This is a genomic window from Streptomyces sp. NBC_00876 (genome assembly GCF_045207435.1).
Taxonomy (GTDB): Bacteria; Actinomycetota; Actinomycetes; order Streptomycetales; family Streptomycetaceae; genus Streptomyces.
Genome location: NZ_CP108800.1, coordinates 1,139,161 through 1,160,407, shown reverse-complemented (window position 1 = coordinate 1,160,407; position 21,247 = coordinate 1,139,161). Strand labels below are relative to the sequence as shown.

General features: G+C 72.2%; 21 protein-coding genes. 9 read left to right on the top strand and 12 right to left on the bottom strand.

What is annotated here, in order from left to right:
* Window positions 1–47: 47 nt before the first annotated feature.
* From OG782_RS05035 to OG782_RS05015, 5 genes are read right to left on the bottom strand one after another with little or no spacing between them, the layout of a single operon-like run.
* Window positions 48–842 (bottom strand): SDR family oxidoreductase, encoded by a 795-nt coding sequence (locus OG782_RS05035; protein ID WP_406458862.1) that lies wholly within the window; start codon window positions 840–842, stop codon window positions 48–50.
* A gap of 35 nt (window positions 843–877) precedes the next feature.
* Window positions 878–1,951, bottom strand: a complete 1,074-nt coding sequence (locus OG782_RS05030; protein WP_406448179.1) for an acyl-CoA dehydrogenase family protein — start codon at window positions 1,949–1,951, stop codon at window positions 878–880.
* Between the two features lie 25 nt (window positions 1,952–1,976).
* Window positions 1,977–2,963 (bottom strand): acyl-CoA dehydrogenase family protein, encoded by a 987-nt coding sequence (locus tag OG782_RS05025; protein ID WP_406448178.1) that lies wholly within the window; start codon window positions 2,961–2,963, stop codon window positions 1,977–1,979.
* Window positions 2,963–4,138, bottom strand: a complete 1,176-nt coding sequence (locus OG782_RS05020) for an acyl-CoA dehydrogenase family protein (protein WP_406448177.1) — start codon at window positions 4,136–4,138, stop codon at window positions 2,963–2,965. Before OG782_RS05020 ends, OG782_RS05025 begins: the two co-directional genes overlap by 1 nt.
* Window positions 4,138–4,986, bottom strand: coding sequence for an enoyl-CoA hydratase (locus OG782_RS05015; RefSeq protein WP_406448176.1), 849 nt, complete (start codon window positions 4,984–4,986; stop codon window positions 4,138–4,140). Before OG782_RS05015 ends, OG782_RS05020 begins: the two co-directional genes overlap by 1 nt.
* Window positions 4,987–5,032: 46 nt before the next feature.
* Here OG782_RS05015 and OG782_RS05010 point away from each other — a divergent pair, with 46 nt between their 5' ends.
* From OG782_RS05010 to OG782_RS04990, 5 genes are all read left to right on the top strand, one after another.
* Entirely contained in the window at window positions 5,033–6,199 is a 1,167-nt protein-coding gene (locus OG782_RS05010) for an acyl-CoA dehydrogenase family protein (RefSeq protein WP_406448175.1), read from the top strand.
* Window positions 6,196–6,981 (top strand): SDR family oxidoreductase, encoded by a 786-nt coding sequence (locus tag OG782_RS05005; protein WP_406448174.1) that lies wholly within the window; start codon window positions 6,196–6,198, stop codon window positions 6,979–6,981. Before OG782_RS05010 ends, OG782_RS05005 begins: the two co-directional genes overlap by 4 nt.
* 5 nt (window positions 6,982–6,986) lie before the next feature.
* Window positions 6,987–7,580 (top strand): TetR/AcrR family transcriptional regulator, encoded by a 594-nt coding sequence (locus OG782_RS05000; protein WP_406458860.1) that lies wholly within the window; start codon window positions 6,987–6,989, stop codon window positions 7,578–7,580.
* Between the two features lie 31 nt (window positions 7,581–7,611).
* Window positions 7,612–8,769 (top strand): acetyl-CoA C-acetyltransferase, encoded by a 1,158-nt coding sequence (locus tag OG782_RS04995; RefSeq protein ID WP_406448173.1) that lies wholly within the window; start codon window positions 7,612–7,614, stop codon window positions 8,767–8,769.
* Between the two features lie 198 nt (window positions 8,770–8,967).
* Entirely contained in the window at window positions 8,968–9,909 is a 942-nt protein-coding gene (locus tag OG782_RS04990; RefSeq protein WP_406448172.1) for a DUF4862 family protein, read from the top strand.
* A gap of 96 nt (window positions 9,910–10,005) precedes the next feature.
* On the opposite strand, the gene OG782_RS04985 is transcribed toward OG782_RS04990, so the two are convergent.
* Window positions 10,006–11,373, bottom strand: a complete 1,368-nt coding sequence (locus tag OG782_RS04985; RefSeq protein WP_406448171.1) for a M64 family metallopeptidase — start codon at window positions 11,371–11,373, stop codon at window positions 10,006–10,008.
* Between the two features lie 241 nt (window positions 11,374–11,614).
* Between OG782_RS04985 and OG782_RS04980 the strand changes: the two genes are divergently transcribed.
* Together OG782_RS04980 and OG782_RS04975 are read left to right on the top strand one after the other, a co-directional pair.
* On the top strand, window positions 11,615–13,051 hold the full coding sequence (locus OG782_RS04980; RefSeq protein ID WP_406448170.1) for a helix-turn-helix domain-containing protein: 1,437 nt from the start codon (window positions 11,615–11,617) through the stop codon (window positions 13,049–13,051).
* A gap of 95 nt (window positions 13,052–13,146) precedes the next feature.
* Window positions 13,147–14,346, top strand: coding sequence for a teichoic acid biosynthesis protein C (locus OG782_RS04975; protein WP_406448169.1), 1,200 nt, complete (start codon window positions 13,147–13,149; stop codon window positions 14,344–14,346).
* Between the two features lie 83 nt (window positions 14,347–14,429).
* On the opposite strand, the gene OG782_RS04970 is transcribed toward OG782_RS04975, so the two are convergent.
* From OG782_RS04970 to OG782_RS04955, 4 genes are read right to left on the bottom strand one after another with little or no spacing between them, the layout of a single operon-like run.
* Window positions 14,430–15,479 carry an NAD(P)H-dependent flavin oxidoreductase gene (locus OG782_RS04970; RefSeq protein ID WP_406458858.1) on the bottom strand — a complete coding sequence of 350 codons (1,050 nt, stop codon included), beginning with the start codon at window positions 15,477–15,479 and terminating at the stop codon, window positions 14,430–14,432.
* A gap of 23 nt (window positions 15,480–15,502) precedes the next feature.
* Window positions 15,503–16,279 carry a CoA-transferase subunit beta gene (locus OG782_RS04965; RefSeq protein WP_406448168.1) on the bottom strand — a complete coding sequence of 259 codons (777 nt, stop codon included), beginning with the start codon at window positions 16,277–16,279 and terminating at the stop codon, window positions 15,503–15,505.
* Complete coding sequence (locus OG782_RS04960) at window positions 16,276–17,127, bottom strand: CoA transferase subunit A (protein WP_406458856.1); 852 nt, start codon at window positions 17,125–17,127, stop codon at window positions 16,276–16,278. Before OG782_RS04960 ends, OG782_RS04965 begins: the two co-directional genes overlap by 4 nt.
* Window positions 17,128–17,141: 14 nt before the next feature.
* Complete coding sequence (locus OG782_RS04955; protein WP_406448167.1) at window positions 17,142–17,897, bottom strand: enoyl-CoA hydratase family protein; 756 nt, start codon at window positions 17,895–17,897, stop codon at window positions 17,142–17,144.
* Window positions 17,898–18,034: 137 nt separating this feature from the next.
* On the opposite strand from OG782_RS04955, the gene OG782_RS04950 reads away from it, so the two are divergent.
* A complete protein-coding gene (locus OG782_RS04950; RefSeq protein ID WP_406448166.1) occupies window positions 18,035–18,955 on the top strand; it encodes an SDR family oxidoreductase in 921 nt (306 codons plus the stop codon).
* A gap of 56 nt (window positions 18,956–19,011) precedes the next feature.
* Here OG782_RS04950 and OG782_RS04945 read toward each other — a convergent pair whose 3' ends face one another.
* On the bottom strand, window positions 19,012–19,509 hold the full coding sequence (locus tag OG782_RS04945; RefSeq protein ID WP_406448165.1) for a nuclear transport factor 2 family protein: 498 nt from the start codon (window positions 19,507–19,509) through the stop codon (window positions 19,012–19,014).
* Window positions 19,506–20,381: an LLM class F420-dependent oxidoreductase gene (locus OG782_RS04940; RefSeq protein WP_406448164.1), complete on the bottom strand. Its 876-nt coding sequence runs from the start codon at window positions 20,379–20,381 to the stop codon at window positions 19,506–19,508. Before OG782_RS04940 ends, OG782_RS04945 begins: the two co-directional genes overlap by 4 nt.
* Before the next feature lie 205 nt (window positions 20,382–20,586).
* On the opposite strand from OG782_RS04940, the gene OG782_RS04935 reads away from it, so the two are divergent.
* Window positions 20,587–21,204, top strand: coding sequence for a TetR family transcriptional regulator (locus OG782_RS04935; protein ID WP_406448163.1), 618 nt, complete (start codon window positions 20,587–20,589; stop codon window positions 21,202–21,204).
* The last annotated feature ends 43 nt before the right edge of the window (window positions 21,205–21,247 follow it).

Sequence of the window (21,247 nt, the reverse complement as noted above, 5' to 3'; positions counted from 1 at the left end):
GCAACGGTCCCGGAACCCCGCGAGAGGTCCGGGACCGTTCCGCGTGCTCAGACCTGCCCGCCACCGCCGGCCGACCGCACGGCGAGGTAGCGGGCGGGGAACTCGCCGCCGCCGTGCACCGCGAGATCCGCCCCGTTGACGTATCCGGACAGGCCGCCCGCAAGGAACAGGCAGGCGCGGGCGACGTCGTCGGGCACCGCCATCCGCGCCATCGGGATGACACCGGCCACCGACGCCCCGCCGTCCGCGCCGTAGACCGACGCCGCGCTCTCGGTGCGGATCAGCCCGGTGGTGATGTGGTTGACCCGGACGGCGGGTGCCCACTCCAGGGCCAGCGCCTTGGTGAGGGCCAGCAGCCCGGCCTTGGCGGCCGTGTAGGCCGCGGTGCCCGGCTGTGGATCATGGGCGGAGACACTGCCGATGTTGATGACCGATCCGCCGTCGTCCTGGGCCCGCATCACGCGGTGGGCCGCCTGCGCCACATAGAACGGCGCGAGCAGGTTGAGCGCGACGATCTTCTCCACGAAGCGCGGCGATACGGTGGCCGCGTCGGCGTCGGGGGAACCGCCCGCGTTGTTGACGAGCACGTCGAGCCGGCCGAAGCGTTCGACCGCCGCGTCCACCAGGCAGGACGCCGCCGCCGGATCGCGTACATCGGCCGGGACGAAGACCGCCTGCCGGCCGCCGGCCGCCGGCAGGGTCTGCGGGGTGTTGCGGCCGCAGACGACCACGTCCGCCCCGGCGCCGAGGAACGCCCCTGCGACGGCGGCGCCGATTCCCTTGGTGCCGCCGGTGACCAGCACCACGCGCCCCGTGAAGTCCAGCGGGTTGCCGATATCCATGTGCTGCATGCCCTTCTCCGTCTGCCGGAACCCGCTCATCGGGCGGCCAGCCCCAGGCCGGCGGCGAGCCGTGCCCGGTGGTGCGCGGGCGGGCCGAACAGTTCGCCCGCCCCGTGCGCCCGCTTGAAGTAGCGGTGCGCGTCGTGCTCCCAGGTGATGCCGATCCCGCCGTGCAACTGGATCATCTCGCCCGCCACCGCCGAGAACGCCTCGGAGCAGACGGATTTCGCGACGGCGGCGGCCCGCGGCAGCGCGCCCGGGTCCTCGTCGGCGGCGAACGCGGCACCGAGCGCCACCGAACGCGCGGACTCCACCAGGACATAGGCGTCGGCCAGCCGGTGCTTGACCGCCTGGAACGAACCGATGGGCCGGCCGAACTGCACCCGGTCGCGGGCGTATTCGACGGTGAGTTCCAGACAGCGTCCGGCCGCGCCCACCTGCTCGGCGGCGAGTGCCGCGCACGCCAGATCCCGCACATGCTCCAGGACCCGCCCGCCGTCTCCGTCCTCACCGACCAGACGCCCCTCGGCGCCGTCCAGCACCCAACGGGCCTGGCTCCGGGTGCCGTCCATGGTCACGACGGGCTCCCGGCGCACCCCGGCCCCTTCGGGCGCCACCTCGAAGAGCGACACCCCGCCTGCCGTACGGGCGGCGACGAGCAGGATGCCGATGCCCGGCCAGTCCAGTACATGCTCCTTGGTCCCGGAGACCCGCCAGCCGCCGCCCGGCCGCCCCACCGCCTCGGCGCGTATCGCGGCCCCGTCCCAGGAACCCTGCTCCGCCCAGGCCAGTGCGCCCACCGAGGTCCCCTCGGCGAGCCCCGGCAGCAGCCGCCCGCAGGCCTCCTTGTCACCCGAGGCGAGCAACGCACCCGCCGTGAGCACCGCCGAGCCCAGACAGGGCAGCGGGCTCAGGCTCCGGCCCAGCTCCTCCATCAGCACATGGACGTCCCGGGCGCCGCCGCCCGCCCCGCCGTACCCCTCGGGCACGGCGAGACCGGCGCCGCCGATCTGCTCGGTCAACGGACCCCAGGCATCTTTGGGTTGATGCCGGAGCAGCAGCGACCTGACGGCCGACCGCAGCTCTTCCTGCTCCTCAGTCAGCCTCATCGGGCTGCTCCCCTCGGGTAGGCGGTCAGGCGGTCAGTACCCGGGCCCGGCACGCGGCCGGGGTACCCCACGCGTCGCGCAGCGGCCGGGCCTTGCGGATCCACAGCGACAGGTCGAGTTCGTCGGTGTAGCCCACGGCGCCGTGAAGCTGGAGGGCCGTGCGCGCCGCCCCGTACGCGGCCTCGCCCGCCGTGACCTTGGCCGCGGCGACCCCGCGCCCCGCGTCGTCGTCGCCGGCGGCCAGGGCGAGCGCGGCTCCGTGCACCAGCGGCTCGGCGAACTCCAGGGCCAGCAGGGTGTCCGCCAGCCGGTGCTTGACCGCCTGGAAGGAGCCGATCGCCACCCCGAACTGGGTGCGCTGTGTGACGTATTCGACGGTACGGGCCAGCAGGGTCCGCCCGACCCCGAGTGACTGGGCCGCCGTGGCGAGCGCGGCCACATCGGCCGCGTACCGCGCGGCGGCGACGACCGCGGGGCCCTGGGCCAGGACCGTTCCGTCCGACGGCTGCGAGAGCCGCCGCGCCGGATCGGCCGAGGGCTGCACGGTACCCGCGGCGGCGGCGACGCGCAGGGTGTCGCCGTCCACCACGAACACCGCGTCGGCCACGTCGGCGTCCAGGGCGTACGGGCCGAGCGCGGTCAGACAGAGGGAGGCCACGGACTTGCCCGAGGCGATGGCGGGCAGCCGGGCGGCGGCCGCGTGGCCGTCGCCGAGCCGGTCCAGCAGGGCGGCCGCGGCGACCGTCTCGACCAGGGGGCCGGGAACGGCGTGCCGCCCCAGTACCTCGAAGGCGAGGGCCAGTTCGACGGGCAGCGGGCCGAACCCCTCGTGCTGCTCCGGCACCGCGAGTGCGAACACCCCGGCCTCGGCCAGCCGGGCCCAGACGGCCCGCCCCGGGCCGTGGTCGCCGGCGGCCCAGGACCGTATCGCGGCCGGGGTGTCGCAGGAGGTGAGCAGGGCGTCGAGGGAGCGGGCGAAGTCCCGCTGCTCGGCGTCGGGGAAGAAGCGCATCACCGGCGTCCCTTCGGCAGGCCGAGCAGCCGCTCGGCGATGATGTCGCGCTGGATCTCGTTGGTGCCCGCGTAGACGGGACCGGCCAGCGAGAAGGTGTAGCCCTCCGCCCAGCCGCCGCCGGCGGGCGATTCGCCCGCGTGATCGGCGAGTTCGCCGTACGGGCCGAGCAGGTCGAGCGCCGTCTCGTGCAGGGCGATGTCGAGCTCGGACCAGTAGATCTTGTTGAGGCTGGAGGCGGCTCCGGCGGGTCCGCCCTCGTCGTGCAGGACACGCGAGGCGCCCGCGTAGGAGAACAGCCGGTAGGCGCGGGCCCCGATCACCGCGTCGGCGACCCGGTCGCGCAGCGCGGTGTCCGCCGGGTCGCCGTGTTCGCGCCACAGGGCGGTCAGCCGGTCGGCTGCGGAGGTGAACCGCCCCGGGCTGCGCAGGGTGAGGCCGCGCTCGTTGCCGGTGGTGCTCATCGCGACCCGCCACCCCTGGCCGGGCTCGCCGATGACGTCCTCGTCCGGGACGAACACCTCGTCCAGGAAGAGTTCGGCGAAGGCCGGCTTCCCGTCGAGCCGCCCGATCGGGCGGACCGTGACCCCCTCGGCGTCCAGCGGGAACATCAGATACGTCAGCCCCCGGTGCGGCCGGTCCGCGCCGGGGTCGCTGCGGAACAGTCCGAAGGCCCGGTCGGCGAAGGCGGCCCGGGAGGACCAGGTCTTCTGGCCGCTGAGCAGCCAGCCGCCCTCGGTCCGTACGGCCGTCGACTTCAGCGAGGCCAGGTCGGAGCCGGACTCCGGCTCCGACCAGGCCTGGGCCCAGATGACCTCACCGCTCGCCATCGCGGGCAGGATCCGGGCCCGCTGTTCGGCGGTGCCGTGCTCGAAGAGGGTGGGGGCCAGCAGGTTGATGCCGTTCTGGCTGACCCGGCCGGGCGCCCCGGCGGCGTAGTACTCCTCCTCGAAGACCATCCAGCGCAGCAGGGAGCCCCCGCGCCCGCCGAACTCCTCGGGCCAGGAGACGACCGACCAGCGGTCGGCGGCCAGCGTCGCCTCCCACTCCCGGTGGGCGGCGAATCCCTCGCGGGTCTCCAGGGACGGCAGGGCAGCGGCCGGGACATGGGCGGCCAGCCAGTCGCGTACCTCGGTACGGAACGCCTCGTCGGCCGCGTCGAAATCGAGGTCCATCAGGCGCCCGCCTTCTTCATCGCCCGGATGTCCATGCCGCCGAGCGCGTCCGGTGCGGTCTCGGCGTTGTGCGCGTGTGCCAGATGGTGCAGGCCGAACACCGAGTCCATTCCGGTGTGCATGCCCTGGAGGTCCTCGGCCTGGTTGACGGCCCGCTTGGTCAGGGCAAGGCCCAGACGCGGCATCTCGGAGATCCGCAGTGCCAGCTCCCGGGTGCGCTCGGCCAGTTCCTCCCTGGGCACGACCCGGTTGACCATGCCGACCTCGTACGCGCGCCGCGCGCTCATCCGGTCCCCGGTGTAGAGGAACTCCTTGGCGATCCGCGGCGGCATCACCCACGGGTGGGCGAAGTACTCGACACCTGGGATGCCCATGCGGACCACCGGATCGGCGAAGAACGCGTCTTCCGAGGCCACGATCAGGTCGCACACCCAGGCCAGCATCAGGCCGCCCGCCACGCACGCGCCCTGAACGGACGCGATGACCGGCTTGGGCAGCTCACGCCACCGGCGGCACATCCCCAGGTACACCTCGGACTCGCGGGCGAAGCGGCTCTCCGCACCGGCCTTGTCCGAGTGGTCCCACCAGAGCCCCGCCCGGCGTTCGAACGGCAGATGGGCATCGCGTTCCGGGGTGCCGATGTCATGACCGGCGGAGAAGTGCTCGCCCGCGCCGGCCAGCACGACGGTCTTCACCTCGCTGTCGTCGGCCGCGCGGTAGAACGCCCGGTCCAGGGCGTAGGTCATCGCGGAATTCTGCGCGTTGCGGTAGTCGGGCCGGTTCATGGTCACCGTCGCTACCGGGCCCTGCTTCTCGTAGTGCACCGGTTCGTCGTGGGCAGCGGACATCGGCCCCTCCTTCCCTAACAAGTGTTTGGTAGATTAACGTACCCCCATGAGCAGCGTCGAGGAGTTCCGCACCGAGATCCGCGGCTGGCTGGCCGCCAACCTCACCGGTTCCTTCGCGGGCCTGCGGGGCCGCGGCGGACCCGGACGAGAACACGAGGCCTTCGCCGAACGGCTCGGCTGGGAACGCCACATGGCCGCCGAGGGCTGGACCTGCGTGGGCTGGCCCGAGGAGTACGGGGGCCGGGGCGCGACCATCGAGCAGCAGGTCGCCTTCCACGAGGAGTACGCCTTGGCCGACGCCCCCGCGCGGGTCAACCACATCGGGGAGCAACTGCTCGGGCCGACCCTGGTGGCGTTCGGCACACCCGCGCAGCGGGCCCGGTTCCTGCCGCCGGTCGTCGCCGTCGAGGAGCTGTGGTGCCAGGGCTACAGCGAGCCCGACGCGGGGTCCGACCTGGCGAACGTACGGACCAGGGCCGAGCGCGACGGCGAGGACTGGGTCGTCACCGGGCAGAAGACCTGGACCTCACTCGCCCACGAGGCGCAGTGGTGCTTCGTGGTCGCCCGCACCGAACCCGGCTCGTCCCGCCATGCCGGTCTGTCCTATCTGCTCGTCCCGCTCGACCAGGCGGGCGTCGAGGTCCGGCCGATCGAGCAGCTGACCGGAACCTCCGAATTCAACGAGGTCTTCTTCGACGGGGCCCGTACCCGCGCCGAGGACATCGTCGGTGCCCCGGGCGACGGCTGGCGCGTGGCGATGGCCACGCTCGGCTTCGAACGCGGAGTCTCCACCCTCGGCCAGCAGGTCGGCTTCCGGCGCGAACTGGAGACACTCATCGACCTGGCCCGGCGCAACGGCGCCGCCGGCGACCCGCTGATCCGTGACCGGCTCGCCCGCGCCTGGACGGGTCTTGAGACCATCCGCTGCAACGCCCTGCGCATGCTCGACGGGGTGGCGGCCGGCGCACCCGGCCCCGAGGCGTCCATCGGGAAGATCTTCTGGGCCACCTGGCACCGGGAACTCGGTGAGCTGGCCATGAGCGTCCTGGGCGCCGGCGGTATGGCAGCCGCCGGGGAGCCCTATGAACTGGACGACTGGCAGCGGCTGTTCCTCTTCTCCCGCTCCGACACCATCTACGCCGGATCCAACGAGATCCAGCGCAACATCATCGCCGAGCGCGTCCTCGGCCTGCCCAAGGAGATCCGCCCGTGACGACCAATCCGCCCTATGTAGCAGGGCACTCCCTCCTGGCGGGCCGCACCGCGGTGATCACCGCCGCCGCGGGCGCCGGCATCGGCGGAGCGACGGCCCGCAGGTTCCTGGAGGAGGGCGCCCGCATCGTCATCGGCGACGCCCACGAACGCCGCCTGGGGGAGAGCGCCGCCGCACTCGCCGAGGAGTTCGGCGCGGACAGCGTCGCCGCGCTGCCCTGCGACGTCACCGACCAGGAGCAGGTCGACGCCCTGTTCGCGTTCACCGCCGAGCGCCACGGCGGCCTCGACATCGTCGTCAACAACGCGGGCCTCGGCGGCACCGCCGACCTCGTCGACATGACCGACGACCAGTGGGCCAAGGTCCTCGACGTCACCCTCAACGGCACCTTCCGCTGCACCCGCACCGCCCTGCGCCACTTCAAGGACCGGGGCGCCGGCGGCATCGTCGTCAACAACGCCTCCGTCATCGGCTGGCGCGCCCAGCGCGGCCAGGCCCACTACGCCGCCGCGAAGGCCGGCGTCATGGCCCTGACCCGGTGCGCCGCCCTGGAGGCCGCCGACTTCGGCGTACGCGTCAACGCCGTCGCCCCGAGCCTGGCCATGCACCCGCACCTGGTGAAGGTCACCACCCCGGAGCTGCTGGCCCGGCTCACCGAGAGCGAGGCCTTCGGCCGGTACGCCGAACCCTGGGAGATCGCCAACGTCATCGTCTTCCTGGCCAGCGGCTACTCCTCGTACATGACCGGGGAGACCGTCTCCGTCAGCAGCCAGAGGGCGTGAACGCGATCACCCCGACCCCCAACGCCGAGCGACGCGCCCAACTCCTGGCGACCGCAGCCGGGGTGTTCGCCGACCAGGGCTACAACGCCACCACCGTCCGCCGCATCGCGGACGCGTCCGGGATGCTCGCGGGCAGCCTGTACTACCACTTCGACTCGAAGGAGTCGATGCTGGACGAGATCCTCTCGGCCTTCCTGGACGAGCTGTGGACGAGCTACGACACCGTCCTCGCCGCCGGCCTGGGGCCCCGGGAGACCATCGGGGCCCTCGTCACCCAGTCCTTCCGGCAGATCGACCGCCACGGACCCGCGGTCGCCATCTACCAGAGGGAGTCCAGACACCTCTCCGCCCAGCCGCGCTTCGCCTATCTCGCCGACTCCCAGCTCAAGTTCGAGAACGCCTGGCTGCGCACGCTGGAACGCGGCGTGGCCGAGCACGCCTTCCGCGGCGACCTGGACGTCCGGCTCGTCTACCGGTTCGTCCGCGACACCGTCTGGGTGGCCGCCTCCTGGTACCGCCCGGGCGGCGCCCACAGCCCGGAGGAGATCGCCCGCCAGTACCTGTCCATGGTCCTCGCGGGCATCACCACCCGCACCTGAGACCCGATCACCCCTTCACCAAGGAGCAGTCATGGCCGAGGCCTACATCGTCGAAGCGGTCCGCACCCCGGTCGGCCGGCGCAAGGGCGGGCTGTCCGCCGTCCACCCCGCCGACCTCGGGGCGCATGTCATCAAGGCGCTGGTCGAGCGCAGCGGGGTCGACCCGGCCGCCGTGGAGGACGTCGTGTTCGGCTGCCTGGACACCGTCGGCCCGCAGGCCGGGGACATCGCCCGCACCGCGTGGCTCGCCGCGGGCCTTCCCGAGGAAGTGCCCGGCACCACTGTCGACCGGCAGTGCGGCTCCTCCCAGCAGGCCGTCCACTTCGCCGCCCAGGGCGTCCTGTCCGGCACCCAGGACCTGGTCGTCGCGGGCGGCACCCAGAACATGTCGATGATCCCGATAGCCTTCGCCAGCCGCCAGGCCGCCGAACCCCTCGGGCTGACCGACGGCCCCTACGCGGGCTCCGTGGGCTGGCGCGCCCGTTACGGGGAGGCGCCCGTCAACCAGTTCCACGGCGCCGAACTCATCGCGGAGAAGTGGGGCATCTCCCGTGAGGACATGGAGCACTTCGCGCTCCGCTCGCACCAGCGGGCCCTGCGCGCGATCGACGAGGGCCGCTTCGCCCGGGAGACCGTCGCGTACGGCGAAGTGACGGTGGACGAGGGGCCGCGCCGCGACACCTCGCTGGAGAAGATGGCGGGCCTCAAGCCGGTCGTCGAGGGCGGCCGGCTGACCGCCGGGGTCTCCTCGCAGGTCTCCGACGGCGCCTCGGCGCTGCTCATCGCCTCCGAGCGGGCCGTCGCCGAGCACGGCCTGACGCCCCGGGCCCGCATCCACCACCTCTCCGTGCGCGGCGAGGACCCGATCCGGATGCTGTCCGCGCCCATCCCGGCGACGGCGTACGCCCTGAAGAAGGCCGGGATGTCGATCGACGAGATCGATCTGGTCGAGATCAACGAGGCGTTCGCACCGGTCGTCCTGGCCTGGCTGAAGGAGACCGGTGCCGATCCGGACAAGGTCAATGTCAACGGCGGCGCCATCGCGCTCGGCCACCCGCTGGGCGCCACCGGAACCAAGCTGATGACGACCCTGCTGCACGAACTGGAGCGCACCGGCGGCCGCTACGGCCTGCAGACCATGTGCGAGGGCGGCGGCCAGGCCAACGTCACCATCATCGAGCGCCTCTGAACGCCGGGCCCGGGTACCGCTGCCCGGCGGCCAGCCCGTGACGGGGCGGGCCACGGGGCAGCTGTCCGGGCGGGGCGAGGTTCGGCGGGGGCGAGGTTCGGCCCGCGGCCGGACGGGATGGAGTGCCGTGACAGGACATCTGACGTCCTATCTTCGGTAGGGTCACTCCGGACCGTGAACCGAAGGGGTACCGACACCATGAACACAGAACTGCCTGCCTCGCTGGTGGGGGCGTATACGGCGCTGCCCTCCCTGCGCGCCGACCGGGAACACTTCTATGACGGCCTCGCCGGCCGGGGGATCGCCGACGGGCTGGAGATCCCCTTCCGTGACGGCCTCGGTGAGGACATCGGCTGGCTGGCCGCACAGATGCGCGGCCGCTTCACCCGTTCGGTGATCACTCTGATTCCCGGCACGATGGCGCGCGTAGGAGCCTCGGGCGTTTTCGGTCTCGCCTCCGGGGACCCCGACGGCCGACAGGCCGCGCTCGCCTTCCTCCGCCAGGCCCGCACGGCCGCCGAAGAGGTCAACCAGCTCACCGGCGAGCAGTCGGTCTCCGTCATCCACATCCACACCGCGCCCTCGGTGACCGCCGCGGGGGAGATGTTCGCCCGTTCCCTCGACGAGATCGCGGCGGGCGAACCCGCCGCGGGTGGCTGGTCCACCCGGCTCGTCCTGGAGCACTGCGACGCGTACGCGCCGACCGTCCCGGGCGAGAAGCGGTTCCTGCCGCTGGAGGACGAGATCGCCCTCGCCCGCGCAGGGGGGATCGGCATCGCGATCAACTGGGGCCGTTCGGCGATCGAGGCGCAGGATGCGGGCCGCCCGCTCGCCCAGATAGAGCGGCTCGCCGCCGAGGGCCTGCTGGAGGGCGTCATGTTCTCCGGCGCGGGCCCGGCCGCGAACCGCTTCGGGGGACCGTGGGCGGACGCGCACCTGCCCCTCACCGAGGACGAGCCCACCTCCCTCATGGACGCCGACGAGGTACGCCGTTGCCTCCGCGCGGCCGAGGGCGCGTTCTCCTACGCGGGGGCGAAGATCCAGGTTCCCGGCGATGCCACGGTCGACGAGAGGCTCGCGGCGGTGGGCCGCGTCATGCGGCTGCTGTCCGAGCACGGGGCCGCCCCGGCTATGAGCTGAGCGTCAATGGGGAGCACTCCGCCGGGCCGGGACCATGTGTCCCGCCCCGGCGGAGTGATCGGTGCCGTGCGCCGTGTGCAGACGTGTGGCCGTCCGTCAGTGGTGCTTGTGGGCCTTGCGCCCGGACGCCTTCACGGTCCAGGTCAGCCTCTCGGTGGCCTCGGCGCGGACCCGGGGATCGCGGATCGCCTCGGTCCGGTCGGCCGACTCGACCGTGACGGTGTGCGTCCTGCCGTCCGCGGCAACGCCCAGAGCGGCGGGGACGACGCTGGTGAGACCCTGCACCCGCTTCACCCGGACGCCGTCGACGTACCAGCGCAGCTCCGGCGCGGCCAGTCCGGTGAGCTCGGCCCGGGTGACCTCGATGCGGCTGGTCCTGAGGATCGCGCTGCCCGTACCGACCCCGCTGCTCAGGGCGTTGGCCTCGCGGTAGAAGCCGGCGATCATGGCCTCGCGTCCGGGGAGGTTGAAGTCGCTGATGTTCAGGGCCCGCATGAGGGAGTTGGCGGTCGGGCGGTAGATCCCGAACGGGTAGTAGCTGCTGCCCTCGTACGTGCCGACGGTGCTGCCCGTGGGGTCGCTCTCGCCGAGCCAGCGGTACCACTTGGTCCGGTTCGCGGCCATCTGCTCCGCGGTGAAGGTGCTGGAGTTGAGGTCGGCGGGCTCGCTGCCCGGCCAGGTGCCGTAGCCGTCGTACGCGTACTCGTCCGCCAGCAGGCCCACCGAGTGAGCGATCTCGTGGGCGGCTATCAGGCTCGACTGCGCGTTGTCGGAGGAGAGGGTCGAGACACCGTCGAACGGGTAGCCCTCCGCCTCCAGGCCCGAGTAGCCGGCGCCGCCGTACTTGGTGGAGTTGGAGATGACGATGACCAGGTCGGCGTCCGGGGCCTTGGCGGCGTAGGAGGCGACCTTGTCGATGTCGGCACAGATCAGGCGCTCGGTGTCCGAGCACCAGAAGTAGCTGCCGAGCGCGGTGTCCTTGGTGGTGCCGGCGGTCGGATCGCCGGTGATGCCGGATTCGGCGGACACCGCGTCGACGGTCCATACGTTCATCAGGCCCTGATAACTCGAGTAGGGCTCGATGCCGGTGATGTCCCCCCACTTCGTGGCGGCCGCGGCGTGGAAGGCGTCCTGCTGGCCGGCGGTGTAGCCGTCGCCGACGATCACCACGTCGAGCCGGTCGTCCGAAGCGCCGGTCACGGAGAGCTTCCCGACCTCGCCGTCCGTCGTCTCCGCCGTGGGCGTCACGCTCCGGGCGGCGGAACGGCCGGTCACCGTACCCGTGTTGAGCGGGACCTCGGTCCGCCGGCCCTCGCCGCCGGGCTGGGGGAAGTACTCGACGGAGACACGCGGTTCCCGGGCGGGCTCGGGGTCCACGGCGAACGCGGGAGCGGCGAGGGCCGCCCCCACGATCGCTGTGAGCGCGACGCCCACGGATATTGCGGCGACTCTGGGGGTGCGCATGCTGATCCTCACTCTGTCGTCCGGCTCGGAGATGAAGTAAAACGATTACGTAAATATGCTTAACGTGTCGCATAACCTAGGCTGGGCGGCGAGCTGTTGGCAACAGTCCGCAGGCCCGGCGGTGATGGGGGAGCGTGGCCGGGCGGTAGTACGGGAGGCCGGCGGTCTCCCGGTTCGTGGCCGGGGCCGCAGAGGTACGAAGCAGCCGGTGACACCGGCGGACGCAGGGCGAGGGGCAGTCATGGCGGGAAGCGGCACGGTGACCGGCGAACCGGAGCCTACGACCGGGGGCGAGGCTGCCGTCCGGCCGCACCGGGAACAGGCGGAGGCGCAGGACGCCCCGGCCGCGATCGGCCGCCGGGTGAAGCGGCTCCGCAGGGAACGCGAACTGACGCAGCGACAGCTCGCCGAACCCGCGTACACCGCCGCCTATGTCTCGACCCTGGAAGCCGGCAGGGTGCGGCCCTCCGAAGCCGCCCTCCGGCACATCGCCGACCGGCTGGGCGTCGCTCACGAGGAACTCGCCACGGGCAGGCCCACCCACATCGCCACGGCCCTCCTGATGGAACTGGCCGACGCCCAACGGCTGCTGGCCGTCGAGGACGCCGCCGATGCGCGGGCCGCGTATGAGCAGATCCTCGGCAGGGCCGAGCGGTACGGACTCACGCAGGAACGGGCGGCCGCCCTCGTCGGGCTCGGCGAATGCGCGCTGGAGGCCGGGGAACTGGCCGAGGCCCTGATCCGGTTCCGAGCGGCGGAACAGGCGCTGGCCGAAGAGCCGCTCCCCGCCCGCGCGCGGGCGGTCCGGGGCCGGTCGGTCGCCCACTACCTGGCCGGCGAACTGCGCTACTCCTGCTACCTGCTGGAAAGCGCGATCGATGAACTGAACACGTCCGGGCTGCACGACCCGGGCGCCTTGCTCCAGCTCTACACGGCCTCGATCGCCCCGTACATGGACATGGGCGCCCACGCCCGCGCCGCGCAGGCCGCCGAACTCGCACTCGCCCTGGTGCCCCAGGTGTCGGACCCCGCACTGGTCGCCACCATGCACCGCACGGTGGCCCGCACCCTGATCGCCGAAGGCAGGGCCGACGCCGCCCAGGCCTCGCTGGCGCGGGCCACCGAGCTCTACCAGCAGCTGCAGATCCGTACCGAGCTCGCTCACTGCCACTGGATGCGGGGCTATGTCTGTGCCCAGCACGACGACCTCGTGCAGGCGGAGACGGAACTGCGCACCGCGCACTCGATGCTGGTGTCCAAACGGGCAGCCCTGTACGTCTCACAGGTGGAGGTCGAGCTCGCCGACGTCCTGCGCAGAAGGGGGAAGTCGACGGAGGCCGCGGAGCTGCTGGAAAGCCTGCTGGCCGGCCTCAAGTCCGGGCGCGGCGCGGTGCACGCCGGCGGTGCGCACCGGCTGCTCGGGCTGATCGCCGAAGAGGCCGGGGACGCCGAGGCGGCCGAACTGCACTACGCCACCGCGCTCTCCCTGCTCGAACAGACGGGAGCCGCCGGAGACCTCGCCGACATCTGCCGGCTGCTCGGAGACCTGCTGCGCAGCGAGGGCCGGACGGAAGCGGCACTGAACGCCTACCGGACCGGTCTCGGCCACCGCGCCGAGCCGGGTACGACCACACTCGGTCCCGCCCCCGCCCGCCCGCCGTTCGCCCCCTGGGCCTGATGCCGGGGCGGTGCGGGGCGGTGCCTGCAGGCCGGCATTCAAGACCAACGGCGGAAGCATTGAGTCCGCCCGCACCGGTCGATTGAATGAGCCGCATGACTCAGGACAGGATCTCCCGCCCCAGCCGCCGCTCCCTGCTCGCGTGGAGCGGCGCCGGCGCGCTGACCGCTGCGACCGTATCCCTCGGCACCGGGACGGCATCGGCCGCCACCTATCCCTCGCCGGGCTCCGCCCTGCTGGTGCCTTCCGCCCGGCTCGACCTGAACAGTGCGTCGGAGAACTGGATACGCGAGAAGGCGACCCGTGATGTCACCATCATCCAGTCGTTCGGCTACGACAACGCCAACGGCCATATCTATCTGGCGCAGGTGACGCAGGGAGGTCTGCAACTCGCAGGTGAGTCCGCCCCGGTCAGCAGTGTCGATCGCAACAGGAGGGGCGACCTGACCATTACCAAGTGGGACATGTCCGGCAACACCCTCGGCTATATGTATCTGCGCGGCTTCGGGCACGGTATGAGCATCGGCGTCGAACCGGTCGGCAGCAAGGCCTATCTGTGGACGGAAGCCGACGGCAAAGAGGTACCGGACCCGGTGCACCCGGATGACCCGGACAAGAGGACCAGCCGCGGCACTTGCCTGGCCCGGTTCCCCTTCACCAACGGCCAGGTGCTCGACACCACCTCATCCACGCTCGCCAAGTACAAGCCGGTCCCCGGCTCCGACACCTACACCGCCAGCATCGACCCGGTCTACGGCCGCCTCGCCATCCGTTACCACGACACGGACGGCGTGATGAAGTTCCAGGTTCACGATCTTGATCTGGCACGCCTCAACGTCTGGAGCGAGCCGCTCGCGACCGTCAGCGAGCCGAGACTTACCGCGATCCCCGGATGGCCCCTCACCACGTACGGCGACCCGTTCCTCCAGGGTTACGCCGTCGTCGGTCAGTACCTCTACATGCTGCACGGCAACAGCTACGGTTCCACCCAGAAGATCAATGGCCAGGAAACGGTGATCTCGGCGCCCGGAGTCGGCAATACGTTCATCAGCTGCGTGAACCTCATCACGGGCGCCTTCGCCCCCGCCCCGCCCACCCCCTTCAACCAGAACGTCAATCCCGCCTTCACCGCGGCCGCGTACTCGCTGGAGTACCGCGAACCCGAAGGGCTCGGCGTCCTTGTTCCGAACCCCGCCCAGCCCGGTGTATTCAGCATCGGCATGGGCTTCGCCTCGGGACCCGGCCCACGCCTGGCGAGCATCTACGGCAAGGCCGGTCTCATCCAGCCCTCCTGATACGCGTCGGAGGGGACCGACGGCGGTGAGGGGGCCACCCGTGGATCCCGGTGGCCCCCTCACCGCCGCGTACGCCACAGGCTTCAGCCCGCCCCCGGCAGGGACTTCAGGGCCGTCGACGCCTCGTTCATGATCCGCTCCACCAGCTCGGCGCAGGACGGCAGATCCTCGATCAGCCCCGCCACCTGCCCCGAGGCCATCACCCCGATGTCCGTGCGGCCCTCGACCATCGAGGCCTTGAGCAGCATCGGGGTGTTGGCGGCCAGCAGCACCTGGCTCCAGTTCAGTTCCTTGCCGTGCTTCATCGCCAGCCCGTCGCGGACCAGCTGGGGCCAGCTCGCACGCGTCTCCTTGCGGAAGGCCGAGGCATGCCGCACCGCCCTCAGCAGCGAACTGACCCGGCCGGAACGCTCCAGCGAGCCGACCATCTCCGTACGCAGCATGCGGTGCGGCAGGCCGTCCACCCGGTCGGTGACCGTGACGTCCTTGACGGTGGCCGCCAGGTACTTCGCCTTCACCGCGTCGGGCACGGTGCTGTCGGAGGTGAGCAGGAAGCGGGTGCCCATGCCGATCCCGGCCGCCCCGTACGCCAGCGCCGCGACCAGGCCGCGGCCGTCGTGGAATCCGCCCGCCGCGATCACCGGGATGTCGACGGCGTCCACCACCTGGGGGAGCAGCACCGTGGTGGCCACGTCGCCGGTGTGGCCGCCACCCTCGCCGCCCTGCACCATCACCGCGTCGGCGCCCCATGCGGCGACCTTCTCGGCGTGGCGGCGGGCGCCGATGGAGGGGATGACGACGACGCCGGCGTCCTTGAGCCGGGCGATCAGGTCCTTGGAGGGGGCGAGCGCGAAGGACGCCACCCGCACCCCCTCGTCGATGATGATCCGCACCCGGTCGCCCGCATCGCCGGCGTCCGCACGCAGGTTGACGCCGAACGGCGCGTCCGTACGGGACTTGACCTCGCGGACCGCCGCACGCAACTGCTCGACGGTCATCGTCGCCGAGGCCAGGATCCCGAGCGCCCCCGCGTTCGCGGATGCGGACACCAGCCGGGGGCCGGCCACCCACCCCATCCCGGTCTGCACGATCGGGTACCGCACCCCGGTCAGCTCGGTGAGCGCGGTCGGCAACGGCACGGACCCGGCCGGGCCGGTCATGCCGGGACCTCGCGCTCGCGCAGCCCCTTGGGGTCGATGACCTCGCGGATCAGCCGCAGTTCCGTCTCCGTCGGCTCGCGCGTGAACGGCACGTCGTCGGGGATCGTGAGGGCGAACCCGGTTGCCTCGGCGACCTGTCCGACGCTCACCCCGGGGTGCAGGGAGCGCAGCCGCATCGTGCGGTCGGGCGTCTCGAAGTCGAAGACGCCCAGATTGCTGACGACTTCGGGGATGCGGTGGTAGCGGGTCGCGGACGGACCGGCCGCCGCCGCCCGCTCGTACCCGACTCCGCTGACCATGTCGACGTGCTCCACGAACACCCGGGACGAGTGCTTGGGCACCCAGTAACTCGTCGGGTTGTTCAGGGTGTTGACCGGTGCGCCGCGTACCCCGAGCAGCTGTCGCGCGGGCCTGGCCCAGTCGCCGATGCAGGAGATGTTCTGGTTGCCGTGCCGGTCGATCTGGCTGGCGCCCATCATCACGTGCCGGCGGCCGGTGGCGGTCAGCGTCAGATGCTGACGGAACGGGAGCCAGCCCTCGATGCTTCCCGGCCCCACTCCCACCGCGGGGGTGTCGGCCATCAGCAGCGCCTCCCCGTCGGTCAGCAGCAGATCGGGGGAGAAGGTGAGCCGCGCCAGGCGTGCCCCGATCGCCGGGACGGTGCCCATCGGGCTGGCGAGGATCTCACCCGCGTCCCGCCACGCCTCGGCGCACGCCACCACGCAGTACTCGGCGCGGCTCGCCGTCCGGATGCCGGTGGTCTCGGTGCTCATGCCTGCTCCTCCTGGTGGAACGCGGTGACGGCGGCCTGATAGGCGGCTTCGTCGCCGGACAGGAACCGTTCGACGAACGCGGGCCATGCCTCGGGGTCGCGGGCGGCCCGTACGTAGGCGCGCTGGAAGGACTCGTCCCGGTCGTGGTCGGGGACGCACGAGGTGAAGTGCGCGCCGTTGGGTGTCTCGACGACTCCGTCCACGAACGGCCGCTTGATGAGCAGCGTCTGCGGCCCGTGCTCCTTCAGCAGGTCCGCCGTCTCCACGATCCGCTCGCAGGAGATGTACGCATGGTCCGCGGCCTCGCAGAACAGGTCGTCGAAGTACGGGTCGGGGCCCAGGTACTGGCCGTTGCCGTGCACATCCGCGCGGTTGAGGTGGACCAGGGCCGCGTCCAGGCGAAGGGCCGGCGCCGCCACCAGCGTCTCGCCGTCTTCGTAGGGCGAAGTGACCGTACGCAGCGCCGGGTTGACCGTCATCAGGTCAGAGCCGAGACCGGCCCGCACCGGCATGAACGGCAGCCGCTGCGCACCCGCCGTCAGGCCCCACATCAGCATCGCCTCGTCGAGCTCGGCCATCTCGAACGCGCCGCGCTGCCGGGCGGCGGTGAAGTGCGGCTCCAGCGGTATCGAGTCGAGCGTGCCGAACGCCGCGACCAGCTTGCGGATCTTCCCCGCGGCCGCGAGCAGGCCGACGTCCGGCCCGCCGTACGACACCACGGTCAGATCGGTGACGTCCGAGCGCAGCAGTGCCCGGACCAGGGCCATCGGCTTGCGGCGCGAACCCCAGCCGCCGATGCCGACCGTCATACCGCTCTCCAGCCGGCCGACGACATCGTCGGCCGTCATCGTCTTGTCGTGTGTCACGTCTGCTGCTCCTTGTCCGTGCCGAAGGTGTCGCGCACGCGGTCGGCGACGCCACTGAGGTTGGCCTCGAAGGTGAAGCCCTGCTCGAAGCGGTAGCTGCGGCGTACGTCGACGGGGTCGATACCGTTGATGGCCGCCTTGGCCAGCCGGATCAGGTATCCGTCCTTGGCGGCGATCTCGCGGGCCAGACCGAGGGCGGCGCCGGCCAGCCGGTCACGCGGGACCACGTCCCACACCGAGCCGTGCCGGTGCAGTTCCTGGGCCGTCACGGTGCGCGAGGTGTAGTACAGCGTCCGCATCAGATGCTGCGGGACCAGCCGGGCCAGGTGCGTGGCCGCGCCGAGCGCGCCCCGGTCCAGTTCCGGCAGACCGAAGGTCGCGTCGTCACTGGCCACGATCGCGTCCGCGTTGCCCACCAGGCCGATGCCGCCGCCCAGGCAGAAGCCCTGAACGGCCGCGACCACCGGGACCTCGCACTCGTAGACGGCGGCGAACGCCTCGAAGCAGCCGCGGTTGGCGCCGATCAGCGCCTCGGGCCCTTCGGCGCGCTGCATCTCCTTGATGTCCACGCCCGCGTTGAATCCTCGGCCTTCGGCGGCGAGCACCACGCACCGCACGGCCGGGTCGGCCCCGGCGGCGCGCACCGCGGCGGCGAGGTCGTACCAGCCCTGTACGGGAAGGGCGTTGACCGGAGGGAAGTCCACGGTGACGACGGCGATGCCCTCGTCCGGGACGGAGGTGGAGACACCCATGAGCAGATCAGCTACCTTTCCACCTAACGTTTGTTTGGTTCAACGTAGCAGTGATACGGACGCCGCGGGAGAGCGTCATGCCACTCAGTGGTGTGGCGCCCCCGCTCCTTGCTCATGCAATGGAAAGGACACCCGTCATGACCTCAACGACCGCTCTGTGCGCCGGACGCGTCGCCGTCGTCACCGGCGCGGGCCGCGGACTCGGCCGCGCCCACGCCCTGGCCTTCGCCGCCGAGGGCGCGAAGGTCGTCGTCAACGACCTCGGTGTGGGCCTCGACGGCTCCGGCACGGCCACCGGCCCCGCCCAGCAGGTCGTGGAGGAGATCCGCGCGGCCGGGGGTGAGGCGGTCGCCCACAACGGTGACATCGCCACCTCCGAGGGCGCGGCCTCGCTCGTCGCGGCCGCGCTCGACTCCTTCGGCCGGCTCGACACCCTCGTCAACAACGCCGGATTCCTCCGCGACCGGATGCTGGTCAACCTGGACGAGGACGACTGGGACGCCGTGATGCGCGTCCATCTCAAGGGCCACTTCCTGCCGCTCAAGCACGCGGCGGCGCACTGGCGCGCCGAGGCGAAGGCCGGCCGGACGCCCGTGGCCCGAGTCGTCAACACCAGTTCCGGGGCCGGGCTGCTGGGCAGCGTCGGCCAGGGCAACTACGCCGCCGCCAAGGCGGGCATCGTCGGCATGACCCTGGTGGCCGCCGCCGAGATGGGCCGTTACGGGATCCAGGTCAACGCGATCGCCCCGGCCGCCCGGACGCGGATGACCGAGGCGACCTTCGCCGAGACGATGGCGGCCCCGGCACAGGGCGCCTTCGACGCGATGGCCCCGGAGAACGTCTCGCCGCTCGTCGTCTGGCTGGGCTCCGCCGCGTCCGCCGGGGTGAGCGGCCGGGTCTTCGAGACCGAGGCCGGACGGATCACCGTGATGGAGGGCTGGCGCCCGGGCCCCACCGTCGACAAGGGCGCCCGCTGGACCCCGGCCGGGGCGGGGGAGGCGGTGACCGGTCTGCTGGCCGCGGCCGAGACCCCGCAGCCCGTGTACGGCGCCTCCTGACGCACCGCGGCACGGGGTGGTGACCAAGCCTCACCACCCCGTGCGGGAGAGGCTGTTCAGGTTCCCGCCGGTACGCCCCGCACCCCGGCGGCCAGCAGCTCCGGGGACTCCGGGCGGCCGTCCAGGATCCGGTTGGTCCGCGTGACCACCTGCCAGCCGGCCCCGGACCGCGCGCGGCGCAGCCGCCAGTGGTTGGCGGTGGCCCGTCGCACGACGTACCGGCCCGCCTCGTGCACCACCATCAGTGAGTGGCACACCGCCACGGCCTCGTCCCCCTCCACCGTGATGTGCGGCGGACCCACGACATGGGCACAGCCCTGCTGTATCCAGCCCTGGTGCGCGGGGGACCGCACCATCTCACGGATCCGCTCCCGGCCCGCCAGGAAGATCTCGTCGATGTCGTACACACCGTCGGGTGCCCAGAGCGCCGCCACACCGTCCGCGTCGCCGCTGTCCACCAGCGGACCGTACGAGGCCATCGTGCGCGCGATGTCGCGTTCGTCCTCCAGCAGCCTGAGCCGCGCCTCGACCGCGGCGAGCCGGTCCTCGCTCATGCGTGTGCCTCCGCGGCCGCCGTGATGCCCGCGAGGGCGGCGAGTGCCTCCAGCTGTTCCGTGTAGTGGCCGGCCGACTCGGCGCGCAGCGACACGCTGACCAGCGTGGCACCGGCCTCGGACACCTTCCGCAAGGCCTCGGACGTGCCGTCCGCGTCGCCGGACGGGTCGAGCGGGCGGCCCGCGCTCAGCACCACCTCGAAGCCCTCCGGCAGTGAGGCGGCGCCGGCCATCTCGCGCAGCCGGTCCAGCGGCAGCCCGAAGGGCACCCAGCCGTCGCCGTACGCGAGCGCCCGGCGCAGCGAACGCGGGGTGCGGCCGCCGATCCACAGCGGCACCCGGTCCTGGACCGCGTGCGGTTCGACCACGAGGCCCTCGTAGTCGAAGTGCTCACCGTGGTAGGCGGGTTCACGCCGGGAGAGCGAGGTCCGCAGCGCCGCGAGCGCGTCGTCCGCGATCGCGCCCCGGCCCTCGAAGGCGGCGCCCAGCAGCCGGAACTCCTCCTCCAGACTGCCCACGCCGAGCCCCAGCACCAGCCGCCCGCCCGAGATCCGGTCGAGGGTGCCGTAGCGCTTCGCGAGGGCCAGCGGATGGTGGTAGCCGAGCACCAGGACCTGCGTGGCGAACCGGATCCGGCGGGTCCGGGCGGCCAGGTACCCGAACGTGGCGAGCGGATCCCAGTAGGTGCCACCGCGCTGCTGCGCGATGTCCACGGGCACCGCGACATGTTCCGAGCAGGTCAGATGGTCGAAGCCGAGCCGGTCCGCGGCTTCGGCGACCGCCCCCAGCTCCTCGATGCCGGCGGTGCGCTCCCAGGGGGAGTGGACGCCGGGGACGGCCGTGACGACGGGACTGTTGATGCCGAGCCGCATGGGGAACCTCTCTCGGGCAGGACGGTACGTGGAGCGAACGGCCATCCAAGTCGGCCCGCCCGCACCCGCGCAGGCTCCGTCCCGGTGGGCGGGAGGCCGCGGTCCGCTCCGGCGCACGGCGCCCGGTCCCACTGAACGGAACAGGGACCGCCGCGCCCGGACCGCACAGGAGACCATCGGCGGCCGGCGGAAGGACGACAGCACCGTGCCCCGAACGAACGGCGAGAGAACGCCCGCGCATCCCACCTCGGCCCGACAGCACCAGCGCCACGCCCGGATCCTGCGGGTCGCGGCGCACCTGGGCGCCGAGCACGGCCTCGAGCGGATGCAGATGCACGACGTGGCCCGGGAGTCCGGCGTCGCGATCGCCACCCTGTACCGCTACTTCCCCTCCAAGGCCCACCTGTTCGCCGGCGTCATGCACGACCAGGTGCTCCGCCTCGAGGCCGACACCCCGGCGCCGCAGCCGGGCACGGGAGCGGTCGAGGCGGTGACCGATCTGCTCACCGGGGCGAGCCGGCGGCTCTTCGAACAGCCGCTGCTGGCCCTGGCGATGATGCAGTCCGGCAACGTCTCGCACACCGGTACCGGCATCGGGGCCCGGACCACGGACGACATCCTGGTGGACCTGGTGCTGCGCACGGCCGGGGTGAGTCACGCCTCGGACCGGGACCGCAGGATCGTCCGCATCCTGGAGCAGGCCTGGTACGGCCTGCTGACCACCGTCCTGTACGAACGCTCCTCGGTCCAGGCGGCGCAGGACGGTATCCGACTGGCCTGCCGCCTCCTGATCGGCCCGGTCCTGGCCGGACACCGCGCCTGAGGCGGCCCCGCGCAGCCGGACCGCGGCCCGTGGACCGAGTCCG

Coding starts and splice junctions, on each gene's coding strand:
- OG782_RS05035 (WP_406458862.1), bottom strand. CDS start 842: ATGGATATCGGCAACCCGCTGGACTTCACGGGGCGCGTGGTGCTGGTC.
- OG782_RS05030 (WP_406448179.1), bottom strand. CDS start 1,951: ATGAGGCTGACTGAGGAGCAGGAAGAGCTGCGGTCGGCCGTCAGGTCG.
- OG782_RS05025 (WP_406448178.1), bottom strand. CDS start 2,963: ATGCGCTTCTTCCCCGACGCCGAGCAGCGGGACTTCGCCCGCTCCCTC.
- OG782_RS05020 (WP_406448177.1), bottom strand. CDS start 4,138: ATGGACCTCGATTTCGACGCGGCCGACGAGGCGTTCCGTACCGAGGTA.
- OG782_RS05015 (WP_406448176.1), bottom strand. CDS start 4,986: ATGTCCGCTGCCCACGACGAACCGGTGCACTACGAGAAGCAGGGCCCG.
- OG782_RS05010 (WP_406448175.1), top strand. CDS start 5,033: ATGAGCAGCGTCGAGGAGTTCCGCACCGAGATCCGCGGCTGGCTGGCC.
- OG782_RS04995 (WP_406448173.1), top strand. CDS start 7,612: ATGGCCGAGGCCTACATCGTCGAAGCGGTCCGCACCCCGGTCGGCCGG.
- OG782_RS04990 (WP_406448172.1), top strand. CDS start 8,968: ATGAACACAGAACTGCCTGCCTCGCTGGTGGGGGCGTATACGGCGCTG.
- OG782_RS04985 (WP_406448171.1), bottom strand. CDS start 11,373: ATGCGCACCCCCAGAGTCGCCGCAATATCCGTGGGCGTCGCGCTCACA.
- OG782_RS04980 (WP_406448170.1), top strand. CDS start 11,615: ATGGCGGGAAGCGGCACGGTGACCGGCGAACCGGAGCCTACGACCGGG.
- OG782_RS04975 (WP_406448169.1), top strand. CDS start 13,147: ATGACTCAGGACAGGATCTCCCGCCCCAGCCGCCGCTCCCTGCTCGCG.
- OG782_RS04965 (WP_406448168.1), bottom strand. CDS start 16,279: ATGAGCACCGAGACCACCGGCATCCGGACGGCGAGCCGCGCCGAGTAC.
- OG782_RS04960 (WP_406458856.1), bottom strand. CDS start 17,127: ATGACGGCCGACGATGTCGTCGGCCGGCTGGAGAGCGGTATGACGGTC.
- OG782_RS04955 (WP_406448167.1), bottom strand. CDS start 17,897: ATGGGTGTCTCCACCTCCGTCCCGGACGAGGGCATCGCCGTCGTCACC.
- OG782_RS04950 (WP_406448166.1), top strand. CDS start 18,035: ATGACCTCAACGACCGCTCTGTGCGCCGGACGCGTCGCCGTCGTCACC.
- OG782_RS04945 (WP_406448165.1), bottom strand. CDS start 19,509: ATGAGCGAGGACCGGCTCGCCGCGGTCGAGGCGCGGCTCAGGCTGCTG.
- OG782_RS04940 (WP_406448164.1), bottom strand. CDS start 20,381: ATGCGGCTCGGCATCAACAGTCCCGTCGTCACGGCCGTCCCCGGCGTC.